21 protein-coding genes are annotated in these 25,486 nt (G+C 35.1%); 5 read left to right on the plus strand and 16 right to left on the minus strand.

The window, feature by feature from the left end:
• Positions 1-54: 54 nt before the first annotated feature.
• From B0M43_RS11505 to B0M43_RS11545, 9 genes are all read right to left on the minus strand, one after another.
• Positions 55-951 (minus strand): DMT family transporter, encoded by an 897-nt coding sequence (locus B0M43_RS11505; RefSeq protein ID WP_078008248.1) that lies wholly within the window; start codon positions 949-951, stop codon positions 55-57.
• Between the two features lie 212 nt (positions 952-1,163).
• On the minus strand, positions 1,164-2,306 hold the full coding sequence (locus B0M43_RS11510; protein ID WP_078008247.1) for a peptidylprolyl isomerase: 1,143 nt from the start codon (positions 2,304-2,306) through the stop codon (positions 1,164-1,166).
• A gap of 37 nt (positions 2,307-2,343) precedes the next feature.
• Positions 2,344-3,423, minus strand: a complete 1,080-nt coding sequence (locus tag B0M43_RS11515; RefSeq protein WP_078008246.1) for a peptidylprolyl isomerase — start codon at positions 3,421-3,423, stop codon at positions 2,344-2,346.
• 16 nt (positions 3,424-3,439) lie between these two features.
• Positions 3,440-4,111 (minus strand): gliding motility-associated peptidyl-prolyl isomerase GldI, encoded by a 672-nt coding sequence (gene gldI, locus B0M43_RS11520; RefSeq protein ID WP_065447739.1) that lies wholly within the window; start codon positions 4,109-4,111, stop codon positions 3,440-3,442.
• A 6-nt stretch (positions 4,112-4,117) separates the two neighbouring features.
• Positions 4,118-5,122: a bifunctional oligoribonuclease/PAP phosphatase NrnA gene (locus B0M43_RS11525; RefSeq protein WP_078008245.1), complete on the minus strand. Its 1,005-nt coding sequence runs from the start codon at positions 5,120-5,122 to the stop codon at positions 4,118-4,120.
• 269 nt (positions 5,123-5,391) lie between these two features.
• Entirely contained in the window at positions 5,392-6,648 is a 1,257-nt protein-coding gene (locus B0M43_RS11530) for a voltage-gated chloride channel family protein (RefSeq protein ID WP_078008244.1), read from the minus strand.
• A gap of 152 nt (positions 6,649-6,800) precedes the next feature.
• A complete protein-coding gene (locus B0M43_RS11535; RefSeq protein ID WP_065447742.1) occupies positions 6,801-7,184 on the minus strand; it encodes a RidA family protein in 384 nt (127 codons plus the stop codon).
• Between the two features lie 341 nt (positions 7,185-7,525).
• Positions 7,526-7,831 carry a chaperone modulator CbpM gene (locus B0M43_RS11540; RefSeq protein WP_065447743.1) on the minus strand — a complete coding sequence of 102 codons (306 nt, stop codon included), beginning with the start codon at positions 7,829-7,831 and terminating at the stop codon, positions 7,526-7,528.
• Positions 7,824-8,750, minus strand: coding sequence for a DnaJ C-terminal domain-containing protein (locus tag B0M43_RS11545; RefSeq protein ID WP_078008243.1), 927 nt, complete (start codon positions 8,748-8,750; stop codon positions 7,824-7,826). Before B0M43_RS11545 ends, B0M43_RS11540 begins: the two co-directional genes overlap by 8 nt.
• 318 nt (positions 8,751-9,068) lie before the next feature.
• Between B0M43_RS11545 and B0M43_RS11550 the strand changes: the two genes are divergently transcribed.
• On the plus strand, positions 9,069-9,785 hold the full coding sequence (locus B0M43_RS11550; RefSeq protein ID WP_078008242.1) for a hypothetical protein: 717 nt from the start codon (positions 9,069-9,071) through the stop codon (positions 9,783-9,785).
• A 58-nt stretch (positions 9,786-9,843) separates the two neighbouring features.
• Here the strand turns inward: B0M43_RS11550 and B0M43_RS11555 are convergent, their stop codons facing one another.
• The 4 genes from B0M43_RS11555 to B0M43_RS11570 all read right to left on the minus strand — a co-directional run bounded on the left by B0M43_RS11555 (position 9,844) and on the right by B0M43_RS11570 (position 14,341).
• Positions 9,844-11,109 carry an MFS transporter gene (locus tag B0M43_RS11555; protein WP_078008241.1) on the minus strand — a complete coding sequence of 422 codons (1,266 nt, stop codon included), beginning with the start codon at positions 11,107-11,109 and terminating at the stop codon, positions 9,844-9,846.
• 174 nt (positions 11,110-11,283) lie between these two features.
• On the minus strand, positions 11,284-13,020 hold the full coding sequence (locus B0M43_RS11560) for a thiamine pyrophosphate-dependent enzyme (protein WP_078008240.1): 1,737 nt from the start codon (positions 13,018-13,020) through the stop codon (positions 11,284-11,286).
• A 221-nt stretch (positions 13,021-13,241) separates the two neighbouring features.
• Positions 13,242-13,694, minus strand: a complete 453-nt coding sequence (locus B0M43_RS11565) for a hypothetical protein (RefSeq protein ID WP_078008239.1) — start codon at positions 13,692-13,694, stop codon at positions 13,242-13,244.
• Positions 13,695-13,813: 119 nt separating this feature from the next.
• Complete coding sequence (locus tag B0M43_RS11570) at positions 13,814-14,341, minus strand: hypothetical protein (protein ID WP_078008451.1); 528 nt, start codon at positions 14,339-14,341, stop codon at positions 13,814-13,816.
• A 234-nt stretch (positions 14,342-14,575) separates the two neighbouring features.
• Here B0M43_RS11570 and guaA point away from each other — a divergent pair, with 234 nt between their 5' ends.
• The 4 genes from guaA to B0M43_RS11590 all read left to right on the plus strand — a co-directional run bounded on the left by guaA (position 14,576) and on the right by B0M43_RS11590 (position 20,658).
• Positions 14,576-16,105, plus strand: coding sequence for a glutamine-hydrolyzing GMP synthase (gene guaA / locus B0M43_RS11575; protein WP_065447749.1), 1,530 nt, complete (start codon positions 14,576-14,578; stop codon positions 16,103-16,105).
• A gap of 61 nt (positions 16,106-16,166) precedes the next feature.
• Entirely contained in the window at positions 16,167-18,077 is a 1,911-nt protein-coding gene (locus B0M43_RS11580) for a LysM peptidoglycan-binding domain-containing protein (RefSeq protein WP_078008238.1), read from the plus strand.
• A 95-nt stretch (positions 18,078-18,172) separates the two neighbouring features.
• The gene (locus tag B0M43_RS11585) at positions 18,173-20,257 is read left to right on the plus strand and encodes a LysM peptidoglycan-binding domain-containing protein (RefSeq protein ID WP_078008237.1); all 2,085 of its coding nucleotides are present in this window, start codon (positions 18,173-18,175) and stop codon (positions 20,255-20,257) included.
• Entirely contained in the window at positions 20,257-20,658 is a 402-nt protein-coding gene (locus tag B0M43_RS11590) for an OsmC family protein (RefSeq protein WP_078008236.1), read from the plus strand. Before B0M43_RS11585 ends, B0M43_RS11590 begins: the two co-directional genes overlap by 1 nt.
• Before the next feature lie 48 nt (positions 20,659-20,706).
• Here B0M43_RS11590 and B0M43_RS11595 read toward each other — a convergent pair whose 3' ends face one another.
• From B0M43_RS11595 to B0M43_RS11605, 3 genes are all read right to left on the minus strand, one after another.
• Positions 20,707-22,566, minus strand: a complete 1,860-nt coding sequence (locus B0M43_RS11595; protein WP_078008235.1) for a beta-galactosidase family protein — start codon at positions 22,564-22,566, stop codon at positions 20,707-20,709.
• A gap of 87 nt (positions 22,567-22,653) precedes the next feature.
• Positions 22,654-24,009 (minus strand): Gfo/Idh/MocA family protein, encoded by a 1,356-nt coding sequence (locus B0M43_RS11600; protein WP_243397545.1) that lies wholly within the window; start codon positions 24,007-24,009, stop codon positions 22,654-22,656.
• 118 nt (positions 24,010-24,127) lie between these two features.
• Entirely contained in the window at positions 24,128-25,444 is a 1,317-nt protein-coding gene (locus B0M43_RS11605) for a DUF3472 domain-containing protein (RefSeq protein WP_078008234.1), read from the minus strand.
• Positions 25,445-25,486: the final 42 nt, after the last annotated feature.

Consider the following 25,486-nt stretch of genomic DNA (forward strand, 5'->3'; position numbering starts at 1 on the left):
AATTAACAATTATTACATTACAGGTCTCTTTTTTTTAGATCCTTTATAAATAAGTTAATTTTTACGCTTAAAATTTACGTTCATAATAATTATGGCAAGAATGATTAAGACGATTCCAATCCATTGAGAAAGAACAACTTGTTCGTCTAATAATATATAAGCCATCATTACGGAAACAGGAAGTTCAAGTGCTGAAACAATACTTCCCAGACCAATTCCGGTTAAAGGAAAACCTGCTGTCATAAGCATAGGAGGTATAATAGTTCCAAAAAGGGCTAATATAATTCCCCATTTCATAAAAATCTCAAAGTTAAAAGGGGTTACCTGAGTCGCAATTGCAAATGAAAATACAATTACAGCACCTCCTAAAAGCATATATAAACTACGTTGCGCTGATGAAATCTCTGTAGCAACGCTATTTGCCGTAAACATAGTGGTAGTAAATGAGGCTGCTGCCAAAACTCCCCACGCAAGACCACGCCAATCAAGGGCAACGTCATTATGAATGATATTAGTAGCCAGAACAGTACCAATAAGAACTATGATTACAGCGATTACTTTTTGTTTTGATGGTAATTTCTTTTCTAAAATCATTTCCAGTAAAACTCCCATCCAAACGGTTTGCATTAATAAAACAATACCAATAGAAACCGGAATGTATTTTACGGCCAGGTAATAAAATAAACTTGTCATACCTAAGGATGTACCGGCAAGCATTAAACTAAAAATATTTTTTTTGGTTGCTTTTACAACTTTGTCTTTATGTTTTGCTTTTTGAAAAGCGTTTATTAATAAAATACCAATGATTCCTAATATAAATTGAGATGTGGTTACTTCGGCAGTTGTGTACCCTTCAGAATAGGCCATTTTTACAAAAGTGGCTAACATTCCGTAAGTTGTAGCGCCTATTGCTACTAAAAATACTCCCTTTAATACATTGTTTTGTGACATCTTAACTTGTTTAGATTAAAAAAATAAAGCCGGCAAAGGTAAGCTATTTTGTTTAGGATTTAATAGAAAATGCTCGTAAACATTATTGTGAGCTTGGTTTTGGATCTAATTTATAGGCTAATATTGTGAATTTGATATAATTGGATAAGATGAAAAACCCATCAAAATATAGCATTTTGATGGGTTTGAACATATTTTGATAAAAATAAATCTTATTTTGTTACAGGCTGATTTTGGTAGGTTTCAATTTCGAAAACCAAAGTAGAGTTGGGTGGAATAACTCCTCCCGCACCTTTTTCTCCGTAAGCTAAATTTGAAGGGAGAAAGAAAATTGCTTTTTCTCCGTCAGTCATCATATCTAATGCTTCGATAAAACCAGGAATCATTCCGTCTTTTTTACCTACTGTAAACGGAAAAGCCTGATATCCTTTTTGAGCATCACGGTTTGCATCATATTTGCCATATGCTTTTGCTACGCTTGCTATACTACTGTCAAAAAGATTTCCATTGTCAAAATATCCTGCATAATGGAAATAAATAGTAGAACCTTCGGCCCCTTTTACACCAGTCCCTTTTTTTGTTATTACATATTTTAAACCTGATGCAGTGGTAGTCGCTTTTGCTTTAGTAGCAGCAAAATAAGCTGCTTTTTCAGTTACGACTTTTTGAGATTCAGCTTTTTTAGCTTCTTGTTTTTTTACATCATCGGCTAAAACTTTTACGGCATTGAACTTTTTCGCAGCATCACCTTTGCGGGTAATGGTAATTTTTGTCATAACATCATCCTGAACAATTTTGTTTACATTGTCCATTCCTGAAACAACATGACCAAAAATGGTATGTTTTCCGTTTAACCATGGAGTCTCTTTATGCGTGATAAAAAACTGGCTTCCGTTTGTAGCAGGACCAGAATTTGCCATGGCAAGAACACCGCCTTTTTCAAATTTTAATTCTTCAACAAATTCATCTTTAAAGGAATATCCCGGACCTCCAGAACCGTTTCCGTCCGGATCTCCACCCTGAATCATGAAATCATTGATTACTCTGTGAAATTTTAATCCGTCGTAAAAAGGTTTTCCTTTAAGTCTTTCTACTTTTACATTAGGATTATTTCCTTCTGCCAAAGAAATAAAGTTAGCTACCGTTACCGGAGTTTTAATATATTCTAATGATACGACAATATCACCTTTAGTCGTTGATATTGTAGCAAAAATTCCATCATTTGGATTTGTCGCCGGAGCCACTTTTGTCGCCGCTTTTGTTGCAGGGGCTTTTGGTTTTGCTGCCGGTTTTTTTGTCTGAGCCTGGATATTGACTACTGCCAGGCAAAATAAAAATAGAAATTTAAACTTCATGATTTCGAATTTAAGTCTATAGTTTTGTAAATATAATTTATTGTGGCTTTTCTAATAATTGAATTTCGAAAATAATGTTAGCATTTGGCGGAATTACTCCTCCGGCTCCTGTTGCTCCGTAAGCTAAATGAGACGGAATAAAAAGAATGGCTTTGTCACCAAATGAAAGTTGTTCGATTCCTTCGATAAATCCAGGAATCATACCATCTTTACGACCTGCCTGAAACGGAATTGGCTGGTAGCCGTGTTGTTCTGCTCTTGCTGCATCAAATTTCCCAAAAGCTTTATTTACTTCTTCTACGCTTGAATCAAATAGAGTTCCGTCTTCTAAGAAGCCTGAGTAGTTAATGTATATTTGAGCGCCCTGAGCAGGTTTTTTACCAGTGCCTTTTTCTGTAATTAAGTATTCTAATCCAGTACTGGTTTTAGTTGTTTTTGGTTTTACAGTGGCAAAATAGGCTACTTTTTCTTTTTGTGCACCTGCATATTTACCTTTTTCTTTCGCAATTTCAGAGAAATAATCGTGAAATACTTTTACTGCATCAAATTTTTTGGCTGCTTCACCATTTCTGATAATTGTTACCGCAACAATAGTATCACCTTGTTTTACCTGATTCACAACTTCCTGGCCTTTTTCTACAACATGTCCAAAAATAGTGTGTTTTCCGTCTAACCATGGAGTTTCGACATGTGTGATAAAAAATTGACTGCTGTTGGTTCCGGGACCGTTATTGGCCATCGCCAAAACTCCTGCTTTGTCAAATTTCAAATCAGTGATTTCATCTTTAAATTTATATCCGGTATCTCCTGAACCAGTTCCTTCCGGATCTCCAGTCTGAATCATGAAATTTTCAATAACTCTATGAAATTTTAATCCATTAAAAAAAGGTTTATTTTTTAGATAATCTTTTGTTACAAACTCGTTTTTACCTTCAGCTAAAGTGACAAAGTTAGCTACAGTAACTGGTGCTTTTGTATAATCTAATTCAACAATAATATGCCCTTTATTGGTTTCAATATCTGCATATAAACCATCAGGCAGGTTGCTGTGCTCGTCTTTGCAAGAATACAATGAGCTAACGGTAACAGCTAGTAATAATAGAATACTCTTTTTCATTTTTTAAATGTTGTTTTTATGGGTTTATTGTATCTTTTTTAGTTGGAGCTGCAGGTTTTGGCGTTGCAGTTGTTGGTGCAGCAGCTTTTGGTGCAGCGGTAGTTTGGGTCTGACCAGCCACAGGTGTTGGCTTAGCCGCTGGATCCGGTACAAAATTGCGAAGCGTAACCGTGCAAATTAAGGATTGATTAGTTCCTATTTTTTTATTATCTCCATGATATCCATAGGCAATATGCGAAGGAAATAAGAAAGTTACAGTTTCATTTTTATGCATCATTTTGATACCATCACGCAATCCCATCATTATATCTTGTTTGTCTACGTAATAAGTTTGAGGGCCAAGGTCGGCTTCAGAGTAAATAATCTTACCGTTGATATCTTTTATTTCCAGATTAAAATAAGCAATATCACCTTTTTTAGGAGTTGCCAGATCTGTAGTGTTTTTTTCGTCGTAATACAACCAGTATCCTTTTCTGGTAGCGTAATATTTTATTTTCGGATTGCTTTTGATTATTTTTTTAATAACCTCCTCTTCGTTGGCTACTAATTTTTTGTTTCTGTCTACCGATTTTTTCATGAAAGTACCGGAAGCCTGAGAAATAGGCCTTCTGGCTTCTTCATGTTGTTTACAGCTCACCAATAAAACAGCAAAAAGTAGGGTGTAAATGCTTAGTTTTAAGTAGTTCATATGGGGTTATATTTTTAGTTTATTTACTAAATCTTCAAATTTCTTCACGGTTTCTTCCATCGAAACTTCTGATCTTCCGCCAGCCGCATTACTGTGTCCGCCACCATTAAAGTGATCTCTTGCAAATTGGTTTACGTCGAATCCGCCTTGTGAACGGAAAGAAATCTTGATGATTTTCTCGTCTTTATTTTCGATAAAAATAGCAGTAAAAACAATACCTTTTATACTCAATCCATAATTTACAATTCCTTCAGTATCGCCTTTTACATAATCAAAGGAATCCAGTTCTGCCTGAGTAAGTGTAGTATAAGATGTTTTGTGTTCCTCAAGCACTTTCATATTCTGTAAAGCGCGACCTAATAATTGCAAACGGCTATAAGAGCTATTATCAAATAATAAAACAGGAATCTGAGTATTTTCGACTCCTAAATCAATTAATTCTGCAATGATTCGGTGTGTGTTGCCTGTTGTTCCCGGAAAGCGAAAAGAACCGGAGTCAGTCAATATTCCGGTGTAAATACAAGTGGCAATGGTTTTGTCTAAATCTTCTTTTTTTCCTAAAAAAGAAATGAAGTTATACACCATTTCGCAAGTAGATCCAAACGACGTATCAGAGTACATATAAGCGGCATAATCATCCGGTTTTTGATGATGATCGATCATGATAAACGGAGCTGTTAGCTTTGCTAAAGTATGTTCCATTTCGCCTGTACGATGAAAAGCATTAAAGTCTAATGTAAAAATCAGCTCAGCTTCTTCTAATATTTTGGTGCAGTTTTCAGTATCTTTTTCGAAGATTTTTACCGTTTCAGAACCTGGTAACCAGGCCAGAAAATCAGGAAAATCATTGGGAGCAATCACAGTTGGCTGGTGATTGTTTTTTAGTAAAAAATGGTATAAACCTAAGGTTGAACCCATAGCATCCCCATCAGGGCCTCTATGTGGAATTATGGCGATTTTCTTTGGGGTTGCGAGTAACAATTGTATCGCTTGAATATCTTGTATTTTCATAGTGTGCGAATTTACATTTTTTTAATGTAATGCTGAAATCATTTTACAGATTAACACACTTTTATTAGTTGACAGTAGCAGTCGTAGTTTTTAGTTTCAGTTTTTCAGTTTTCTGAAATAGAGTTGATTGTAAAAATGCGGTAATTGTGCGCAGATGAAACGGATTTTTTATTTTGAATTTTATTTCACAGAGACGCACAAAGAAAGCTCAGAGATTCACAAAAGGAATTAAAATAAGACTGACTTCTTTTTTTGTTGGAATTTGGAATTTAATTTTTGGAATTTTTCTTTCCTATTGGATTTTGGAATTTAAAAAATTGGAATTTATTTTTCGAGACAATTTGCGATTTATAAATCCCTACAGAACCAGAAGAAAAATAAGCAATTGTACAGGCGATGGCAATAAATATTCCAGGTTGAATGCCAAAAAGTTCCATTCCCATAATAGTGCAGGCGATGGGAGTGTGAGTGGCTCCCGAAAATACAGCTACAAATCCTAAACCTGCCAGAAACGCTATTGGCAAAGGAATTATTAAAGATAAAGCACTTCCTAAAGTAGCGCCTACAAAAAACAACGGAGTTACTTCTCCGCCTTTAAAACCTGCGCCTAAAGTAAAGCCCGTAAACAAAATCTTGAGTAAAAAATCATACCACATATTGGCATTCGAAAAGGAATCTACAATTACCGGAACGCCTAATCCTGCGAATTTGGTAAGTCCAAAACCTGCTATGGCAATCGCCAGAATTATTCCTCCTGTAAAAGGACGTAGCGGTGGATATTTGATTTTTGAAAAAAGGAATCCCCAAAAATGCGTACTTCTGGAAAATAGTAAAGCTGCAAAACCGGATAAGACTCCGATGATGGCAACATAGAATAAAGTTGAAATGCTAATTTCAGGAACAAGCGGAATACTATAATGTGTATGTTTTACCTGCCAGAATTCTACCGTAAAATAAGCAACATAAGCGACTAAAAATGATAAAACAGCACTTTTTAAATTGATTTTACTAAAGTATAAAACTTCCAAAGCAAAAATAGCGCCCGCCAAAGGAGTGCCAAAAACCGAAGCAAAACCGGCACTGATTCCCAGAATAATTAGAATCTTTCTTTCGGAATTATCTAAATTAAAAAGCTTGGTAAATTGGTCTGCAATTGCGCCGCCCATTTGTACCGCTGTGCCTTCTCGGCCGGCAGAACCTCCAAATAAATGAGTAAGTAAAGTTCCTAAAAGAACCAAAGGAGCCATTTTAAAAGGAATGACTTTTTTGGGATTCTCGTACTCTTCAAGCAATAAATTATTGCCTTTTACAACAGATTCTCCCCAATAATAATAACTCAATCCTATCAATAATCCGCCGAAAGGCAAAAGCCAGATAATCCAGTCGTTGTGAAGTCTATACTGTGTAACCCATTCAAGAGCAACTAAGAAAAAAGCTGAGGCAGATCCTGAAAATATACCTATAAAAACACAAATGAAAATCCATTTGAAAATAGTTACAAGTATTTGTTTTGGAATTAGAGTCATTAAAAAAAGTTTGCCACGAATTTCACGAATTTACACTAATTTTAAAACACTATTGGATTAAAATCTTCATCAAAAATAATCTTTTAAATCTTTCTAATCTGCGGCAAAAAAATAATTCGAGAAAATTTGTGTAATTCGTGGCAAAAAAATATTTACTGTACAACAGCCGTAAATTCAATTTCAACTAAATATTCAGGTGCAACTAGTTTACTGATTTCATAAAAACCAGTTGTAGGTTTTACATCTTTAAAGAAAGCAGAGTGAGCTCTTGCAACTTCTTCAAAAGTAGAAATGTCGGTGGTAAAAATACGGGTTCTGATGACATCTTTCATTCCAACATTCAAATCTTCCAAAACTTTTTCAACACGTTCCAGGATGTTATAGGTTTGAGCATAAGCATCATCAGCTTTTACTTTTTCACCATCAACAATTGCCACAGTTCCTGAAACTTCAATGATATTGCCAATTCTTACCGCACGGCAATAGCCCATTTTGTCCTCCCAAGGTGATCCTGTTAATATGTTTTCTCTTTTCATTTCTTTATAATTTTATTGAATTTGTTTCTTCGATTTTAAATCAAATTCCGGTTAGTTAATTTCGCTGCAATTTATAAAATATACAACTGATAAAGAACCAAATTAAATTGAAATCAATTCGTAAAACGTTCTTTTTTGTGATATTTTGAGGAGTAAGTTTTATTTTCTTGCCACAGATTAAAATGATTTTAAGGATTATTTATTGTGTAAAAAATTTTGCCACGAATTACACCAATTTTAATTCGTTTAATTTGTGTAATTCGTGGCGAAAAAACACTTACAGCATAAATCATTTTAATCTGTGAATCCCGATAGCTATCGGGAGTGGCGAAAAAAAATCATTATTCAATTTCATGGTGCTGATAAAGGCGAAGTTTATTTTGAGTTGCAGTAAGGTTTTGTTGCAATACTTCGATTTTGTCTAAAAGATTTGCAATGACATCAATACCTTCCAGATTAATTTTAAGATCATAATGCAAACGAATCATTTTCTCTACAGTTGGCAATTGCTCGGGCTGTAAATATTCGTCTTCTTCAAGAAAAATAATTTCTACTAAACCGTAATTATGCAACTCTGTTATAAAGGTGTTTTCAATTTCGTGATACAAACAAAATTGTTTTATTTGAATTAAGTTTTTACTATTCATGATTTCTTAATTTAGCTAATTCTTCGAATAATTCTTTTTCTTTGGCAGATAATTTTGTTGGAACTTTTATAGTATAATTAATGTATAAATCCCCAAACTGATTGTCTTTTTTATACACCGGAAAACCTTTTCCTTTCAGTTTTACTTTCGTTCCGGGTTGGGTTTCAGGAGCCACTTTTATTTTTACTTTTCCGTCAAAAGTATTCACATAAATTTCACCTCCTAAAATGGCCGTGTATAAATCCAGATCAACATCAGCATATAAATTATTGCCTTCCCGTTTAAATTCTGAATTGTTATCAATTAAAAAAGTAATGTATAAATCTCCATTTGGTCCGCCATTTGCGCCTGGTGCTCCATGATTAGGAATTTTTATAATTTGTCCGTTTTCTACCCCAGCCGGAATTGTGATTCGGATATTTTTTCCGTTTACCGTTAGATTTTGTTTGTGAGTAGTATAAGCAGCAGCCAGATCAAGTTGTAGTTCGGCATTAAAATCCTGTCCGCGGTATTTCGCCTGGCCTCTCGAACTTCTTCCCGAAGAACCATACATAGAATTGAAGAAATCAGAAAAATCACTTCCTGAAAAGTCTCCTCCGCTAAAATCAGAATAACTTTGGTTACCGCCTTGCTGCTTTCTGGAATATTGCTGTTGTTGATTGGGATCGTAACCTGCTTTTTCGAATTCGTCAGCATGTTTCCAGTCTTTCCCATATTTATCGTATTTTTTACGATTCTCAGGATCGCTTAAAACTTCATTGGCTTCGTTTATTTCCTTGAATTTTTTCTCAGCCTCTTTATCATTCGCATTCAGGTCAGGATGATATTTTCGGGCTAGTTTTCTATATGCCTTCTTAATTTCGGCTTCAGTGGCCGATTTTGTGATATCTAATACTTTATAATAGTCAATGTAGTCCATTTGATTGTATTTTTAATAAAGGTAAATTAAAATATTGAAGTTAGGAATAAGTTGCTAATTATCAAAATGATGAAGTGTTTTTAAGATGAGAAAAATAAAAAAATGATTCAGGTTAGTTTGGAATTTGGAATTTATGGTTTGGAATTTGTTTTTAATACAATCTTTTATTTTTGGCAAGTTTTTTGATTCCAAAAATTAGCCTAATATATTGTTATAATAGTCTTAAAGTTGTAGAGCCAAACTAAATTATGCTATTTTTGTGATACTAGAGTTTTTATTCTATATAACAATAAAAACCGATTCGATAATACTTTTTCAATGAAGCACATCCTATTTTTTATATTATTTTTTACCGCTGTCACTGTTTCAGCTCAAACTGAATTTGGTACTAAATACAGGCCTATTGCAGCGCCAAAATTTGGGGCAAAGCCTAAGAAAACTCCGCTGCCGGAAGTAAAAGATCCGCAAGCCAACAATATGGATATACCAAGTATAAAAACGCCAAATGTTTTTGATAATACGAGTATCACACCAAAATCGCAATTACAGGTAGGAGTAGAGAAAAGTAAATTTACGATGTCTACTGAAACTGATTTTGCCAATCCGGGAGATCGTTATGTTCCTAAAATGGAGAAAGATTTAGACAAAGCGCTAAAAGATGCCGGACTAAAAGAAGGTCGAGGGCAACTGGTAAGAAAGAATATTTCGCTGGGCGATTTTAGAACAAAATCAAAATATTTTATTGTAAAATTCCGTGATTTTGGTGCTATCGATGGCGATTTAGTAAAAGTATCCTGTAATGATCAGGTGATAAGAGACCAGTTGTTTTTAGAAGGTAATTTTAAAGATGTCAAAATAGATCTTGCCAACGGTTTTAATAAACTGGATTTTGAAGCTTTAAATATTGGAAGTTTAGGCGGGAATACTGCCGAAATCCGTGTTTATGATGACAAAGGACAATTGGTAACAAATGATTATTGGGATAATCTTGCAGCAGGTTTCAAAGCTTCGATAGTAGTAACAAAAGAAGAATAAGATACAACTATAATTTTGTTGCATCTTATTCTGCTAATATTTTCTAATTTAATAAAGTTTAATCTTTGGCAAGTTCAGGAGTATTGGTTGATTTTCCTTCGCCAGTTTCCTTTAATAGAAAGCTAACCAGAATTGCTATCGAAATTCCAATTATCCAGAATAAACCTGCTTGTTGAAAATGCATAATTTTATCCGTAGTATCATTTAGTGTTTTTCCAAATAAGTGACTGAAGAGCGGACTTAAAAGAGTTGTTACTCCAAAAGTTATAAAATTAATTGCTCCTGTAGCACTTCCTTTTACATTGTCAGGATTCGCTTCTTTAATTATAGAATACGGAATCATTGCGGCACCAGATCCAACGCCCAGCAAAAACATACTGATTTTCGTAGGAAGTACATCGGGGAAATACAATAACTGAATCAGACTCAAAATCATAAATAGCGCTCCAAATATTAAAACGGGTTTGCGTTTGTTTATTTTATCTGTAATATATCCTAATAACGGACAGCCAAACACCCAGCCAAAAGCAACCATCGCACTCGAAATTGTTGCACTATGAAAGTCGAAAGCACGATCTTTCTGAAAAAAATCTACTGCCCAAGTCATAGCAAATATAGTGGTTGGAGCAAATAATAATCCTGAAACGATTCCGCATAACCAGGATTGAGGATTACTAAAAACAACTTTATAAGGTTCAAGCAAGCTTTGTTTTTTTACGATAGTTTCTTCTTTTTTATCAACTGCGTTTGCCGGAGTTATAAACCAAAGTCCAAAAGCAACGATTATAGTAAAAATTCCGATGGAGAGCCAGAAAGTTGTTGTATTCATTCCTTTTTCAATCAAAGGGCCTACAACAAATTGCCCTGCTGAACCGCCGAGCATTCCTAAACATTGGGTAAAACCAATTGCAGTTGCCAGCGATTTTGAAGAGAATCCTTTGCTGGCCAAATACACACAACCAGGAAATGCAAAGGCACAACCTGCCCCTTGAAATAATCGCCCCGTTACGCCGCTAAACTGACTCGAAATCATAAAAAGCAAACAGCCGAGTCCTAAAATAAGTGCTCCGGCGAAGAGTGAATATTTGGCTCCAAACCGATCTAAAGCTATTCCTGCAATTAAACTACAGGTAGAATAGGTATAATAATAAGTTCCTATAATAGTAACCAGTCTGATCTCACTTACCGAAAAATTATGCGACAGTTCCGGAAGCATTACTGCCGGAGCAGAACGTATTACATAATCTAAAAAATAGAAAACCAAACCAAATACCCATGCGATGACATAGTATTTGGTATAGGATTTAGTAGTATTGATGTCCATAAAATGTATTTCTTTTATTTGAACTTAAGTTCTATGAACACGAATTTGCTCCGCCTGTTCGCTATCGCTCGGGTTACGAATTAGCACTAATTTTAAGGTTACTTTATTTTGTAAAATAATTTAAAAACAATGAGTTAGTGCTAATTCGTGAAATTCGTGTTTACTTTTAATTACTTAAATGCCTTCTTTTAAGTGTTTGTAGTTGGATTTTATAGTATCTAAAACTTCATCCATTTTACCGCCAAGCATTAGTCTTGTCATCGATTTTGCCATACCTACAACTTGTTCCCATTCTACTTTTGGCGGCATTGCCAACGCATTTGGGTTGGTGAAGATATTCAGTAAAACGGGACCATTGTGTCTGAAAGCATTTTCGATTGCAGCTTCAACCTCTTCGGGTTTGTGCACATTTACACCCTGAAAACCCATTGCCTGAGCAATTAGTCCAAAGTCCGGATTGACCATATCGGTTTCATTATCTGGTAAACCTGTAACTTCCATTTCGAGTTTTACCATTCCTAAAGCACGATTATTAAAAACAATAATTTTTATGGGAATTTCATATTGTTTAATGGTTGCCAAATCACCTAAAAGCATAGACAAACCACCGTCGCCACACATGGCAACAACCTGTCTTTCAGGATGTGCCAGAGCAGCTCCTATAGCCATTGGCATTGCATTGGCCATAGATCCGTGATTGAAAGAGCCCAGCATTTTTCGTTCTCCTGTTCCTTTTATAAAACGGGCCCCCCAAACGCAGGTCATTCCGGTATCAACAGTAAAAATAGCATCTTTAGTGGCTAATTTATCAATGATATGCGCCACATATTCGGGCTGAATGGTATCTTCTCCGCCATTATCATTAATATAAGTATTCATGTTCTCTTTTACACTGGCGTATAATTTAAGCTGCGCTTGTAAAAAACTATCATCTGTTTTGGTTTCCAAAAGCGGTAACAAAGCTTGTATAGTATCGGCTACATCGCCACAAAGACCCATGTAAAGGTTGGCTCTTCGGCCTAAACGTTCTGTGCTGGTATCAATTTGAATGATTTTATTGTCTGAAGGCATGAATTTATCGTATGGAAAATCAGTTCCCAGCAATAGTACCAAATGTGATTCGTGCATACTATGATAAGCAGAAGGTTGTCCTAATAAACCTGTCATTCCTATTTCATTAGGATTATTAGGCTGAATACTCATTTTTCCGCGGAAAGAATATCCTACCGGAGCTTTGATATGCTGAGATAATTGTACTACCTGATCGTGGGCTTTTTCGGCACCAATTCCGCAGAACAAGGTGATTTTTGTACTCTCGTTGATCGCTTTTGCTAAATGCTGTAATTCAGTATCCGAAGGTCTGATAACAGGATTGCAATGAAAAAACTGAGTTGAAATATTGCTTTCAACCGCTTTTAATTCTGATACATCACCCGGTAAACCAATTACGGCAACACCTTTTTTGCCCAAAGCATGCTGAATTGCGGTTTGTATAATTCGAGGTGCTTGTTCTGCCGTCATAATCATTTGATTGTAATGACTGCAATCGTCGAAAAGTTTGATAGTGTTGGTTTCCTGAAAATAATCCATTCCCATCTCGCTTGTATTTATGGTGGAGGCAATGGCCAATAAAGGAACGTGCGAGCGATGTGCATCATACAAACCATTTATTAAATGTACATGTCCCGGGCCACAACTTCCGGCGCAAACCGCAAACCCGTCTAATTCGGCCTCGGCTGCTGCTGCATAGGCGCCAACTTCTTCATGTCGAACATGAATCCATTTTATTTTTCCGTTTCTGCGAATTGCATCATTAAAATGATTTAAACTATCACCGGTAACCGCATAAACGCGTTTTACTCCGGCTTCTACCAACATGTCAACTAACTGTTCTGCAACTATTTTACTCATCGATTGTATTTTTTAGAATTACTAATTTTTTAATGGTATAATATTGGTTTTGGTAGTTTATTTCTAAATTAAATTTATCAAATTCCACTCAGTTCTATAAATTTAATAAAAAGAAAGGAGTTTCATTCCTTTTTTTTGAAGAAAGGTGAAAATTAGAGACGAATTAAGTATTTCGAAGAAATAAGGTAAATAAGAGTAGCGTAATGTTTTTTTTAAATAAATCAATAATGATTGGAAGGCATTCCGCTTGCAGCCATGGAAAGAAACCATAGAAAAGTAAGGAAAAAAGAAAGGATTATAGTGATGATAAAACCAATTAAATAGGATTTCCAGACTGCTCTGTTTTTCGATTTCGGATTCTTAATTAATAAAATAGCCTGAAATATTAAGTTTATTAGTATTGAGAAAAGAAGAGCGAACTCATTGACTTCAGTAAAAAACATTCCAATACACAGCGCTAGTAATGAATATAATATTCCTAAAAGAATAATTTTTGCACGCTCGTTTTTGATTTTAAGAACAAGATAAAAAGCATAAATGAAATAAGATATTCCGCCAATAAATGCAAAGTCATTTAAGTCATGATTTGACATAAATTCATATACAATAACAGGAAAAATTGTGACAATAAGAAAGATTACAAGGTGGAGTGCTATTGTTTTGATAATATTCATTAACGAAGTAGGTATACATTAGAGATTTTCTAAATGTAATAAAATAGGTTCAAAGCGACAAAGTTTTTACACCTTGGTTACCTCTGAACCTTTGTTGCTTTGTAACTTTGAACCTTTGACTAGAAAGGATCCGCCGTCACTCTAAACTTCATGTCAGCTTTAACTATTACATCTTTCGAAAGCGTTTCTTTTAAGGTAACTTTTGTTCTGATTTTATATTTATCGGCTTTAATGTATTGGTCCAGCCTGGCATCGGTACAAATTAAATTGATTGTATTGCTGGTGGAGTTAATGTTGTCCTGATAAGCCAATTCTATCTCGTCAGAATCAGTTGTTGAGATGTACAAATGAATTGACTTTAAAAATGTAAAGGTTTTATCTGATGGATCAGAAATCGTCAGTTTAAGGGATTTTATTTTTACATCCTTAACTAAATCTGCTTTGGTTTTGTTGTTTTTAAATTCGGCTGAAGAATTTGTTGTAACATCAGGCGTGATGATTTCTGATGGCAAATTAATAGGTAAATTGCTTTGAATTTTTATTGAAGTGGAGTTAGAAATATTAAAACTCAGTAAATCATCTACAGCATCGCAAGAGGTTATAAATACAGAAAATAAAAAGGTAATGACAATAAGTTTTGATTTCATAGTTAGATTTTTGCTTAAGTACGGTTTTTTTTGAAGATTGGTTTTTTCCTTTTTAGGTTCAAAGTGGCAAAGGGACAAAGGAACAAAGAAAAGACCTAATAAAATCATAGATTTTAAACCTTTGAATCTTTGTTGTTCTGAACCATTGTCGCTAAAAACCGGAACAATGAAAAAAAATATTATTTTTTCATTGTTCCGGTTTTTCAAATTCGAATATAAAAAGTATTTTTGCGCATGCAACACAACGTACTTATTTTAGATTTCGGATCGCAATATACACAGCTTATTGCGCGTAGAGTTCGCGAATTAAATATATTCTGCGAAATTTTCCCTTACAATCACTTTCCTAGTGATTTATCACCTTATAAAGCCGTAATTTTGGGAGGAAGCCCATTTTCTGTTCGTGCAGAAGATGCTCCACATCCTGATTTATCTCAAATTCGAGGCAAACTACCTATGTTGGCAGTATGTTACGGAGCACAATATTTAGCCCACTTTAGTGGAGGTGAAGTAGCCGCTTCGAACACCAGAGAGTATGGTAGAGCTAATTTATCTTATATTAAAGAAGGTGAAACTTTCTTTAACGGAGTTTCAGAAAATAGCCAGGTTTGGATGAGCCATAGCGATAGTATCAAGGCTTTACCAACCAATGCAGTAAAATTAGCAAGCACGCATGACGTAGAATATGCTGCTTACAAAATTGAAGGTGAAACCACTTATGCCATTCAATATCACCCTGAAGTTTTCCATTCTACAGATGGATCAAAAATGTTGAAAAACTTTTTAGTTGATATTGCCGAAGTTCCTCAAAACTTTACACCAAACGCTTTCGTAGAGGAAATGGTGGGAGAATTAAAAGAGAAACTAGGAAATGATAAAGTAGTTTTAGGATTGTCAGGCGGAGTAGATTCTACTGTAGCGGCAGTTTTATTGCACCAGGCCATTGGTAAAAACTTATATTGTATTTTCGTAAATAACGGTTTACTACGTAAAAACGAATTCCAAAATGTATTAGATCAATACAAAGGAATGGGATTGAACGTAAAAGGAGTAGACGCCGGAGATCGTTTTCTTGGTGAATTAGCCGGAATCTCTGATCCTGAAACCAAACGAAAAACTATTGGTCGTGTATTTATCGAAGTTTTTGATGATGAATCACATTTGATCGAAGATGTAAAATGGCTGGCACAAGGAACTATTTATCCTGACGTAATCGAATCGGTATCTGTAAAAGGACCATCGGCAACGATTAAATCACACCACAATGTAGGTGGATTGCCGGATTATATGAAATTAAAAATTGTAGAACCACTTAGAATGTTGTTTAAAGACGAAGTTCGTAGAGTTGGAGCTACTTTAGGAATAGATCCTGAATTATTAGGAAGACACCCTTTCCCGGGACCAGGATTATCAATCAGAATTTTAGGAGATATTACTCCTGAGAAAGTTCAAATCCTGCAAGATGTTGATGCTGTTTTTATCGACGGATTAAAATCTTGGGGATTGTATGACAAAGTTTGGCAGGCTGGAGCTATTTTGCTTCCTGTAAACAGTGTTGGTGTGATGGGCGATGAACGTACTTACGAAAAAGTAGTAGCGCTTAGAGCTGTAGAATCAACAGATGGTATGACTGCTGACTGGGTTCATTTACCTTACGATTTCCTGATGAAAGTGTCGAATGACATTATAAATAAAGTAAAAGGCGTGAACCGCGTGGTTTACGATATTAGCTCAAAACCACCAGCAACAATTGAGTGGGAATAGCATTGTTTTTCAAATTAAGGCGTTACATTTGTAACGCCTTAATTTTTTAAACCTACTATTTATGAGAGAATTTTTAACGATTTCTCTTGTCTTTATTTTGTCTTTTAACAAAATAACTGCGCAAGATTCAATTATTGAACACAAAATTCAAAAAGGAGAAACTGCCTATTTTATTGCCCAAAAATACAAGGTTTCTGTTGATGAAATTTACAAACTCAACCCCGAGTCGCAGAGCGGAATCAAAGACAATCAAATTATTAAGATTCCGGTTCACTCCGCAGAAAAAGAAAATTCAAACCAGCAAATTACTCATTTTGTTGGTTCCAAAGAAACCCTTTTTGGTTTATCAAAACAATATAATATTACTTTAGAAGCCCTTCAAAGTGCAAACCCTATTTTAGCAAACGGACTCCAGATTGGTCAGGAATTAATTATTCCGAATCCTACAAATCTTCTAAAAACTGAAAGTTCAACTTCTTCAAAAGTAACGCATCAGGTAGTTGCCAAAGAATCCTTGTTTAGTATTGCGAGACAATATAATGTTTCGGTTAATGATTTAGAAAGTTTAAACAAAGACCTTCTTGTTAACGGATTGCAAATTGGTCAAAACATTTCAATTCCAAACAAAAGAAAAACTTTAGACGGACGATTTCGTGTGATCAATCAGGAAACGGTTTTTCATGTGGTTGAACCAAAGGAAACTAAATTTTCGATTGCGAAAAAATACAGTATTTCAATCGATCAGTTAGAATCTCAAAATCCTGAAATTGTTAACGGATTAATTGTTGGGAATAAATTAGCCATTAATACCAAGGAAGTAAAACCAACTAACGAAAGCGAAGAATTGATGTTGGCTTTAGCCGAAAAACAAGTTGTGGTCGAGAAAGGAAAAGCCAAAACGGTTGAATTGGAAGATTTAAAAGACAGATTGGTTGTTCAGAAAGAAATGAATCAGAAGATTATTAAGATTAATGATTTGAAAGTGAATCTGAATGATATGAATGGTTCGAAGGAAAATTCGGTTGAAAAATTGCGACTAGTTCTCGAAGCCAATAAAAATGTACAGGATATTTTAATGACAAAATTAGATTCGTTGGTGAACACGATGAATAATGATTTGGTTGATTTAAAAAGAATGGACATTTTGAATGTGGATGAATCAAAAAGATTAGAAAAGCGATCGTATGAAAGTATTAATAAAACGAGTGAATTATCTTCTCAATTAAAAAAAGAACTGGCCGAAAACCGAAAGGCTTATGCAGGTTTAATGAATAAAGTAGAAAAAATTGCTGTTGAAGAGAATCAGGAGTACAAGAAGAAAATCCGCGAAAGCGAAAAAAACACTAATGTTACTTCTTTGCAGCAACGACTTTCGCTAGAAGAAATAAAAAGATATAAAATAGAACAGGAGCAGGGTGATGCGCAAAATCAGCTTTTAATTGCCAAGATTGATTCGCTGGATACCCAGAAAAAAATCGAAGTAAAACGACATATCAGCAAAGCGACTTATTATAGTATGGAAGCGCGAAAGTTTGACGATAAACTGGCGTTGATCAAATTGAAAAAGTATCAGGATGAAGCCATTAAAAAACAAGATAAGTCGACTTCTTCTGAATCTTCAAAAACAATTTCATTAGAAGAAATGAAGCGTGAACTTAAAGAAAATCCACTTAAAACTGATAATACGGTAAAAGTGGAAGTTTATGATAATCTTAAAGAAGTTTCAAACGGCTATTACTTAGTTTTAGGTATATTTACAGACTCGTCGTTAAGAGATAAGCTCATTATGAAACTCATTGATTCTGGTGATTTTAATGCTAGTTTCTTCTTTAATATCAACAGTCTTTCGTACTATGTTTACTCAGATAAGTACCAAAATATGGAAGAAGTGCTCTATAAATGCAAGAAAATGGAAGAAGATGAGTTATATAAAGAGGTTGTTATTGCTAAGGTAGAAATCGATCTTAGATAATAATTGACGATAAAATAACAAGTGGCAAGAATCTTGCTTTAAAGAGAATTTAGTAACTTGTTTTGAATTAAAAATTAAATTGTTTTAAGTCTATTATGAAGTATTATTCAACATTATTGTTTCTCGTTTTTTTTGTAACATTTTCTGCTTTTTCACAAGAAAAGGTCATTAAATATACCGTTGCGAATGGAGAAACCATTAACCAGATTGCAGTAAAATTTAAGGTTACGCCTTATGATATTTATGCATTAAACCCCGATGCCAGAAGTGGTATCAAACCCAATACAGTTTTACTGATCCCAACCCATACTGCAAAATCTGCAGCGGTTAAAACAGAAACAGCTGTGGCAAGAACGGGCGGTAATACAAAAGAAATAATTCATGAAGTACAGCCAAAAGAGACTTTTTATAGTATCGAAAAAAAGTATGGTATCTCTGATGAAGCATTGAAAGCTGCAAACCCTACTTTGGAAAAAACCGGCGTTCAGATCGGACAAAAACTGGTGATTCCTGCAAAAGGTTCAGCGGTAAAATCAGCGGTAAAATCTTCGGTAGCCGCTGAAAAACCAGCTAAAGAAAAAGCTCAGGAAAAATATGTATATCATGATGTTGTGGCAAAAGAAACCAAGTTTTCGATTGCTAAACAATACGGAATAACCATTGAAGAATTAGAAAAACGCAATCCGGAAATTGTTTCAAATTTACCTGTTGGATACCGACTAACCATAAAAGGAAAAGCGCCTAAAACTGAAACTTCAGGTCCAGCGGTTACTGCTGCTGCCAAGCCAGTTGAGAATGGTAAAAAAGCAACAACTTACATGGAGTATCAGGTAAAACCAAAAGAGACATTTTATAGCTTAGGAAGAACTTTTCATATTAGTCAGGAAGAATTAACGGCATTGAATCCGTCGCTTTCTGAAGGAGTAAAAGAAGGAATGGTTTTAAAAGTTCCTGCAGGATATTTAGCTCCGGCTCCAATTATTCCGCAACAGCAACCTGTTGAAAAAACGATCGAAAATTCAAATTCCGGAGGTTCTATACAAATTGTAGATAAAGTAAAATCTGAAACCGTTTCGGTTAATCCTGAAGTAGTAGAACTAACAAAGAAAAGAGGACAAAACGATCGTAAAAAATTAGTTTTATTGTTGCCCTTTAATTTGAATAAAATGCAGAATGATACAACAAGTCCTGCTACCCGAATTAAAAATGATAAATTTTTGAATATGACTCTTGATTTTTATTCAGGAGCAATGATGGCGATCGACTCGGCTAAGACCCTGAAATTACCTCTTGATGTGGTCATTTATGATTCGCAGGAAACAAAGACAAGTTCGAATGTTTCTACTTTGATTGCTCAGAATAAATTGCAGGACGCTCATGCAGTAATCGGACCATTTTATCAAAACAATGCCGAAGCTGCAGCAAATACATTACGATTGTATAATGTTCCTGTAATTTCTCCATTATCAAAAGATAAAGCAAACCCAATTGATAATTTGTATCAGACAATACCATCTAGTGATGTTGTGAGAAATGCGATGTTTGATTTTATGCGTGCGAAAAACGGAAATATCGTTGCTGTTGTGGATAAAAAGAAAGAATCGGTTATTAGTTATATCAAACAAAACCAAAAAGGTGTTGTTTTTGCAGCTTTGACAGAAACAGGAGGCCTGGATGTAGCAAATTTAAAAAGTTTGTTGTTGCCTAACAGAATGAATTATGTGGTAATGGAAACCGGAAATACGGCAATGGTTAAAACGACTATTAAAGCCTTGCTGGATTCACAAAAAACATGTCAGGTGCAATTGGTTATTTTAGAACCAAACAGTACATTGGATACGGACGAAATTAGTTTTGATAATTTAGTCAAATTAAAATTAATGTATCCGTCTGTGACACGTGAAAGCGACGAACCGGGAGTTTTAATCTTCGATAAAGAATACAGATTGAAGAATAAGATAAATCCAAATACTTATGCAACACGCGGATTTGATGTTACTTTTGATACCATGATGCGTTTGGTACAAGGAAAAACATATCAGGAAACTGCAGATTTAATGACAACAGAACAAGTTGACAATAAATTTCAATTTTATAAAAAAGAAGATGGTGGACACGCCAATAAAGGAGTGTACATTTTATATTACGATTCAGACTTAACTTTAAAAGTAGCCAATTAATGACATCAAAAGTAACCTATTTAGGAGATTTAAGAACAAAATCAATTCATGTGCAATCAGGAAGCGAAATCATTTCTGACGCACCTTTGGACAATAACGGAAAAGGAGAAGCATTTTCTCCAACAGATACAGTTGCAAATGCTTTAGCAAGTTGCATGATGACCATTATGGGAATCAAAGCACGTGATTTAGGCGTAGATTTCATAGGTTCAACTGCCGAAGTAACTAAGATAATGAACGCTGAGCCAAGAAGAATTGGAGCCATCGAAATTGCTTTTGAAATGCAGGGTGTTGCAGATGAGAAAAACAAAACAATTCTGGAACGCGCAGCAATGACGTGTCCGGTGTTTTTAAGTTTAAGCAGTGAAATAGAAAAGAAAATTACTTTTAACTGGAAGTAATATTCAAATCAAAATAGTAAAAAGCCATTCAATCGAATGGCTTTTTATTTATAAACCTTTTTCAGGTTTTAAATCTTCCAGAATTGGAGTTAAAATACTCTTTACCTCTTTTTGAATAGTTTCATTTTTTTGTTCGAAAACTACAATGCTATTTTTACCTTTTTTAAGCCAGCATTCTGGCAAATAAAGGGTTTGTTGTGGACCAACGCTCCAATAACGTCCAATATTAATTCCGTTTACAAATACAATTCCTTTGCCCCAATCGCGCATGTCCAGAAAGGTATCTCCGGTTTTAGTGAGATTAAAAGTTCCCTGATATAAAGTAGGACGATTTATTTTACCTGAGTTTTTATACGCTGTTATATCTGGGGCCGAGGTCATTGGTAATTTATACATTTCCCAATCGCCGGTAATGGTTTCTCCGTTAATAACAACAGGACTTATAATACCTTTATTGTTGGCATTAATTTGAGAACCATAATTAATGCGTCCCATGTTTTCGACCAGTATGTCTAAAGTGGCATTAAAAGGAACTTCGATTTCGCAATCGTATTTTTTATAATATCGGTTCAGTTCTGCTACTTTTTTACCGTTAACATAAACGATAGCATAATCACGTAATCCCTTCAATTCTAATTTTCCGCTAATAGGTTGTGTAAATTTCTTGCTGTACCAAACATAACCATCACCTTGATTTAATTTTTCAAATGTCAATGGATCATCTTCAATAACGGGTGTGATTTTCGATTTAAAATCGGCTAAATCAACCACTTTGGTCAATACAATGTTTGGAAGAGTAATTACAGGCATTTTTTCCGGAACTGCAGGAGTTTCACTTGTTTTTAGTAATTCTCTTAGTGCATTGTATTTTGGAGTCGCCCAACCTGCTTCACTAATAGGAGCGTCATAATCATAAGAAGTCATGTCGGGCTGAATATCATGCTCTTTATCGTAATTAGCGCCCGAAGTAAAACCAAAATTCGTTCCACCATGTACCATATAATAATTGAAAGAAACCTGATTTTCCAGATATTTTTTAGTCTGACGTACGGTTTGTTCCGGTTTTTGTGTCGGGAAAGGTTCTGCCCAATGATCCAGCCAACCCGGATAAAATTCGGCAACCATATAAGGTCCCTGATTATTATTAAACTGATTAACTATTGTTTTTAACTTTGCAATATCGCTTTCGCCATTGGCAGTTGGTAAAGCGCCCGGCAAAGCTCCGCCTTCAAACAACCAGCTTCCGTCTGATGTAAAAAATGGAACATCAAAACCAACATCTTTTAATTGCTGAAAAACGGCTGCACTGTATTTTTTGTGCTCTTCTAGCGGAATATCTTTACGTTGGGCGACATAAGAACCAAATTCATTTTCGCCCTGAACCATAATTATTGGACCGCCTTTGGTAATTTGTAAATCTTTGACCTGATTGTACAATTCGGTAAAATAGGCTTTGGTCGCCGTTAGATATTCTTTGTTATTGCCGCGAATCACCATATTAGGAACATTTTGCAAAAACCAGGGATAACCGCCAAATTCCCATTCGGCACATACATACGGACCTGGTCGAAGAATGACAAATAAACCTTCTTCCTGCGCTGTTTTAATGTATTCGGCTAAGTTTTTATTTCCTGTTTTAAAATCCCAAACTCCGGGAGTAATTTCATGATAGTTCCAGAAAACGTAGGTTGCCACAGCATTTAAACCCATTGCTTTCATCATTTTTAAACGATGACGCCAGTACGGCTGCGGAATTCTGGAATAATGCATTTCGCCTGAATGAATCTGAATTGGTTTTCCATTCAAGATAAAATTCCCATCGCTTATAGCAAAAGTTTGTTTTTCTTGTGCTGTTAATGCTGAAAGGATAAAGAAATTAAACAGGAGGATGAAATAAACTTTTTTCATTTTTATTTGAAATTGATGATGTTTATAAAAAGCAAGAGAGCACTATGAATTGCGCTCTCTTGCTAACCTAACTAACCAATAAATTTATTACTCTGAAAATTCTAATTTTTGTAATTTTTTCCATCCGCCACGAGTGAAATCAGGAATTTCTACAGGAGACGAGTTATTATCAAGTGAGATCTCTGTTAAAGGACCTAAGCAAGACCATTCTGCTAAATCGTAAACATCCATATCTAACGGAAGTCCTTTTTGCAGACAGTGAATCAATCGGTAATCCATCACGAAATCCATTCCGCCGTGACCGCCCACTTTTTTAGCTTTCTCTTCGATATCTTTTACAATTGGATGCTTGTATTTTGCCATTAATGCTTTTTTAACATCTTCAGGAACAAATGAATGCGCACTTAATTTTTCGTGATTTGGTTTTACATCATCTCCTAATGCTGCACCGTCTAAAGCATAACCTTCTAAAGGATATTTGTTGGCAAAACCTTTAGTTCCGCTCAACTGGTACATTCTGCTGTACGGACGAGGAGAAGTAACATCGTGCTGAATCTGGATTGTTTTTCCGTTTTCGGTACGAATCATAGTCATGGTATGATCTCCGTTTCTAAAATCTTTAATTTCCTGACCTGATTTTTCTTTGATGTAAGCAGGATTTCCTACTGCTTTTGTATCCATAGAAACTAAGAAATTCATTTTATCACCACGGTGAATATTCAAAGCCTGACAAGCTGGTCCCATACCGTGAGTTGCGTAAATATCACCTCGGTGTTTGATGTTGTAATCCATTCTCCAGTTGTTCCAGTATTCGCCCCAAAATGGTTGAAGACCGTGAATGTAAGAACCTTCGGCATGAAGAATTTCTCCAAACACACCTTGCTGTGCCATATTTAATGTCGTTAATTCGAAGAAATCGTAAACGCAATTTTCAAGTTGCATACAATGTTTACGGGTTTTTTCGGAAGTATCAATAAGATCCCAGATTTCTTTCATGGTCATAGCGCCCGGAACTTCGATTGCTACGTGTTTTCCGTCTTTCATTGCCTGAACTCCTATTAAAGCATGATGTTTCCAGTCGGTTGCGATGTAAACCAAATCAACGTTTGGCAAGGCAGTAACTTTTCTCCAGGCATTTTCATCTCCAAAAAATTCCTGAGCTTTAGGAAGACCAGCTTTTGTTAAAATCTCATTAGCCGATTGTGTGTTTTTCTCTGTCATATCGCAAAGCGCTACGATTTCTACTCCGGGAATATGCGTCATACGCTCAACAGCTCCAGGGCCACGCATTCCTAAACCAATAAAAGCAACACGAACAGTTGGAAGTGGAGCAGTAGCCAAACGCAAAACATCCTGCTGACCTTTTGGACGGGTTGGTGTTTTGGTTTTGATCATTTGTGCCGATGCGATTGCTCCTCCAAACAACAGACAGGCCACTAACATGAATTTTAAAATACTAGTTTTCATAATTGAATTAATTTGATTTGAAATGATGATAATCTAAATGCTGATTATCGGGAATTATTGTTTTTGTAAATTGTTTATTTTTTAAAACGTCTTTTTAAGGTAATGTGTCAAAATTTATTTCAGGTTTTTTATTGTTTAAAGGTCTTGTAAAGATCGTTTTTGGTGTTGTATAATTGTTGAAAAAACCGCCGTCTTTTAGATAAAAAGAAGTATTGTCGAGTCCGCCTGCAAAATCCATTCGGTATTCTTTTGCTCCGGTATTATCTGTTGTAAAGCGAGCCGAATTGATCTCTGACCAAACTCCCTTATCGTCACAAACCCATTGATTGTTGAATAATACCTTACGGGACAAATCGCCTTGTTCCGGAATGAAATTTTCTAAGAACGAATGAAATCTTTTTAAATAGGTATTCGTTTCGGGACGATTAAAACTAGCGATTAATAGCCATTTTTGCAATTCCGGTGCGTAAAAATAGGCTGTATACGTTGTTGTATTATTGTTTTGAGGGAATCCTTGTAATAAAAACTTATAAGTAGTTCCTGCTTTCCAGTTGTATTTAAGATAGCTTTGACCGCCAGAACCTTCGTTTCCAAATTCGCCTGTGTGAACATTTTCGCCTTTTTTGAGCATTTTAATTTTATGTGATTCAGGAATACTGGCCGGATCATCAGTACTAAACGGACTCCATACAGAAAATAAAACTCTTCTTTCTGAAGCCGAATTAACCTGAATACCAAAGTAACCTTCTCCAAAACCATTTGCCATAAAATAAGAACCAATTTTATCTTCGTTTTCAGGAATGGTAACTTCGTTATAATACCATTTTGCATTGATGTTTTCAGGAACCTGATAGTTTAAATGTACAGATGGTCCGCGGCGTCCCCAATGATAAAAGTTGCCCTCATTATTTGGGACATAAGATATTTTTGCATCGTAATCATTACTCGAAATCGTTAAACGATTTATAGCAGGAAAGCGATCTCCTGTTTTACTGATTCCTTTTATCTTAACGGCAACATAACCTTCCTGATTAATTTTCCAGGTACCAATTGTTACCGCTTTTTTTGAAGTATCAAATGTTACTTTTTTGGCTTCATTATTAATCGAAAATTCTAATTCTGATTTTCCAACTACTTCTACCGATTCTTCAACAGTTAACTGAAAACTTCCGGCTTTCGAAATTCTGAAATAAACGGTAAAAAATTCTTCGGCATTGATCCAGTTTTCAATTCCGTTATCCGTAATAGTATTGCTTTCTAAATGTTTCGAGCTGTAAGCATTTCCCGCCAACGGAAGCGAGATACTGGTTTTTGGATTTTTTAAAGAATCTTTCTCAGTACTTTCGCTATTGTCTGTACAGGAAAAAGATACAAGTAATGAAGCAAAAAATAAGTAAAATAAGTTTTTCATAGTATCGATAGTTCGTTTATTTTTTTAAAAATTACCTCTCTA

The sequence above is a fragment of the Flavobacterium sp. KBS0721 genome, assembly GCF_002007065.3.
Lineage (GTDB): Bacteria > Bacteroidota > Bacteroidia > Flavobacteriales > Flavobacteriaceae > Flavobacterium > Flavobacterium piscis.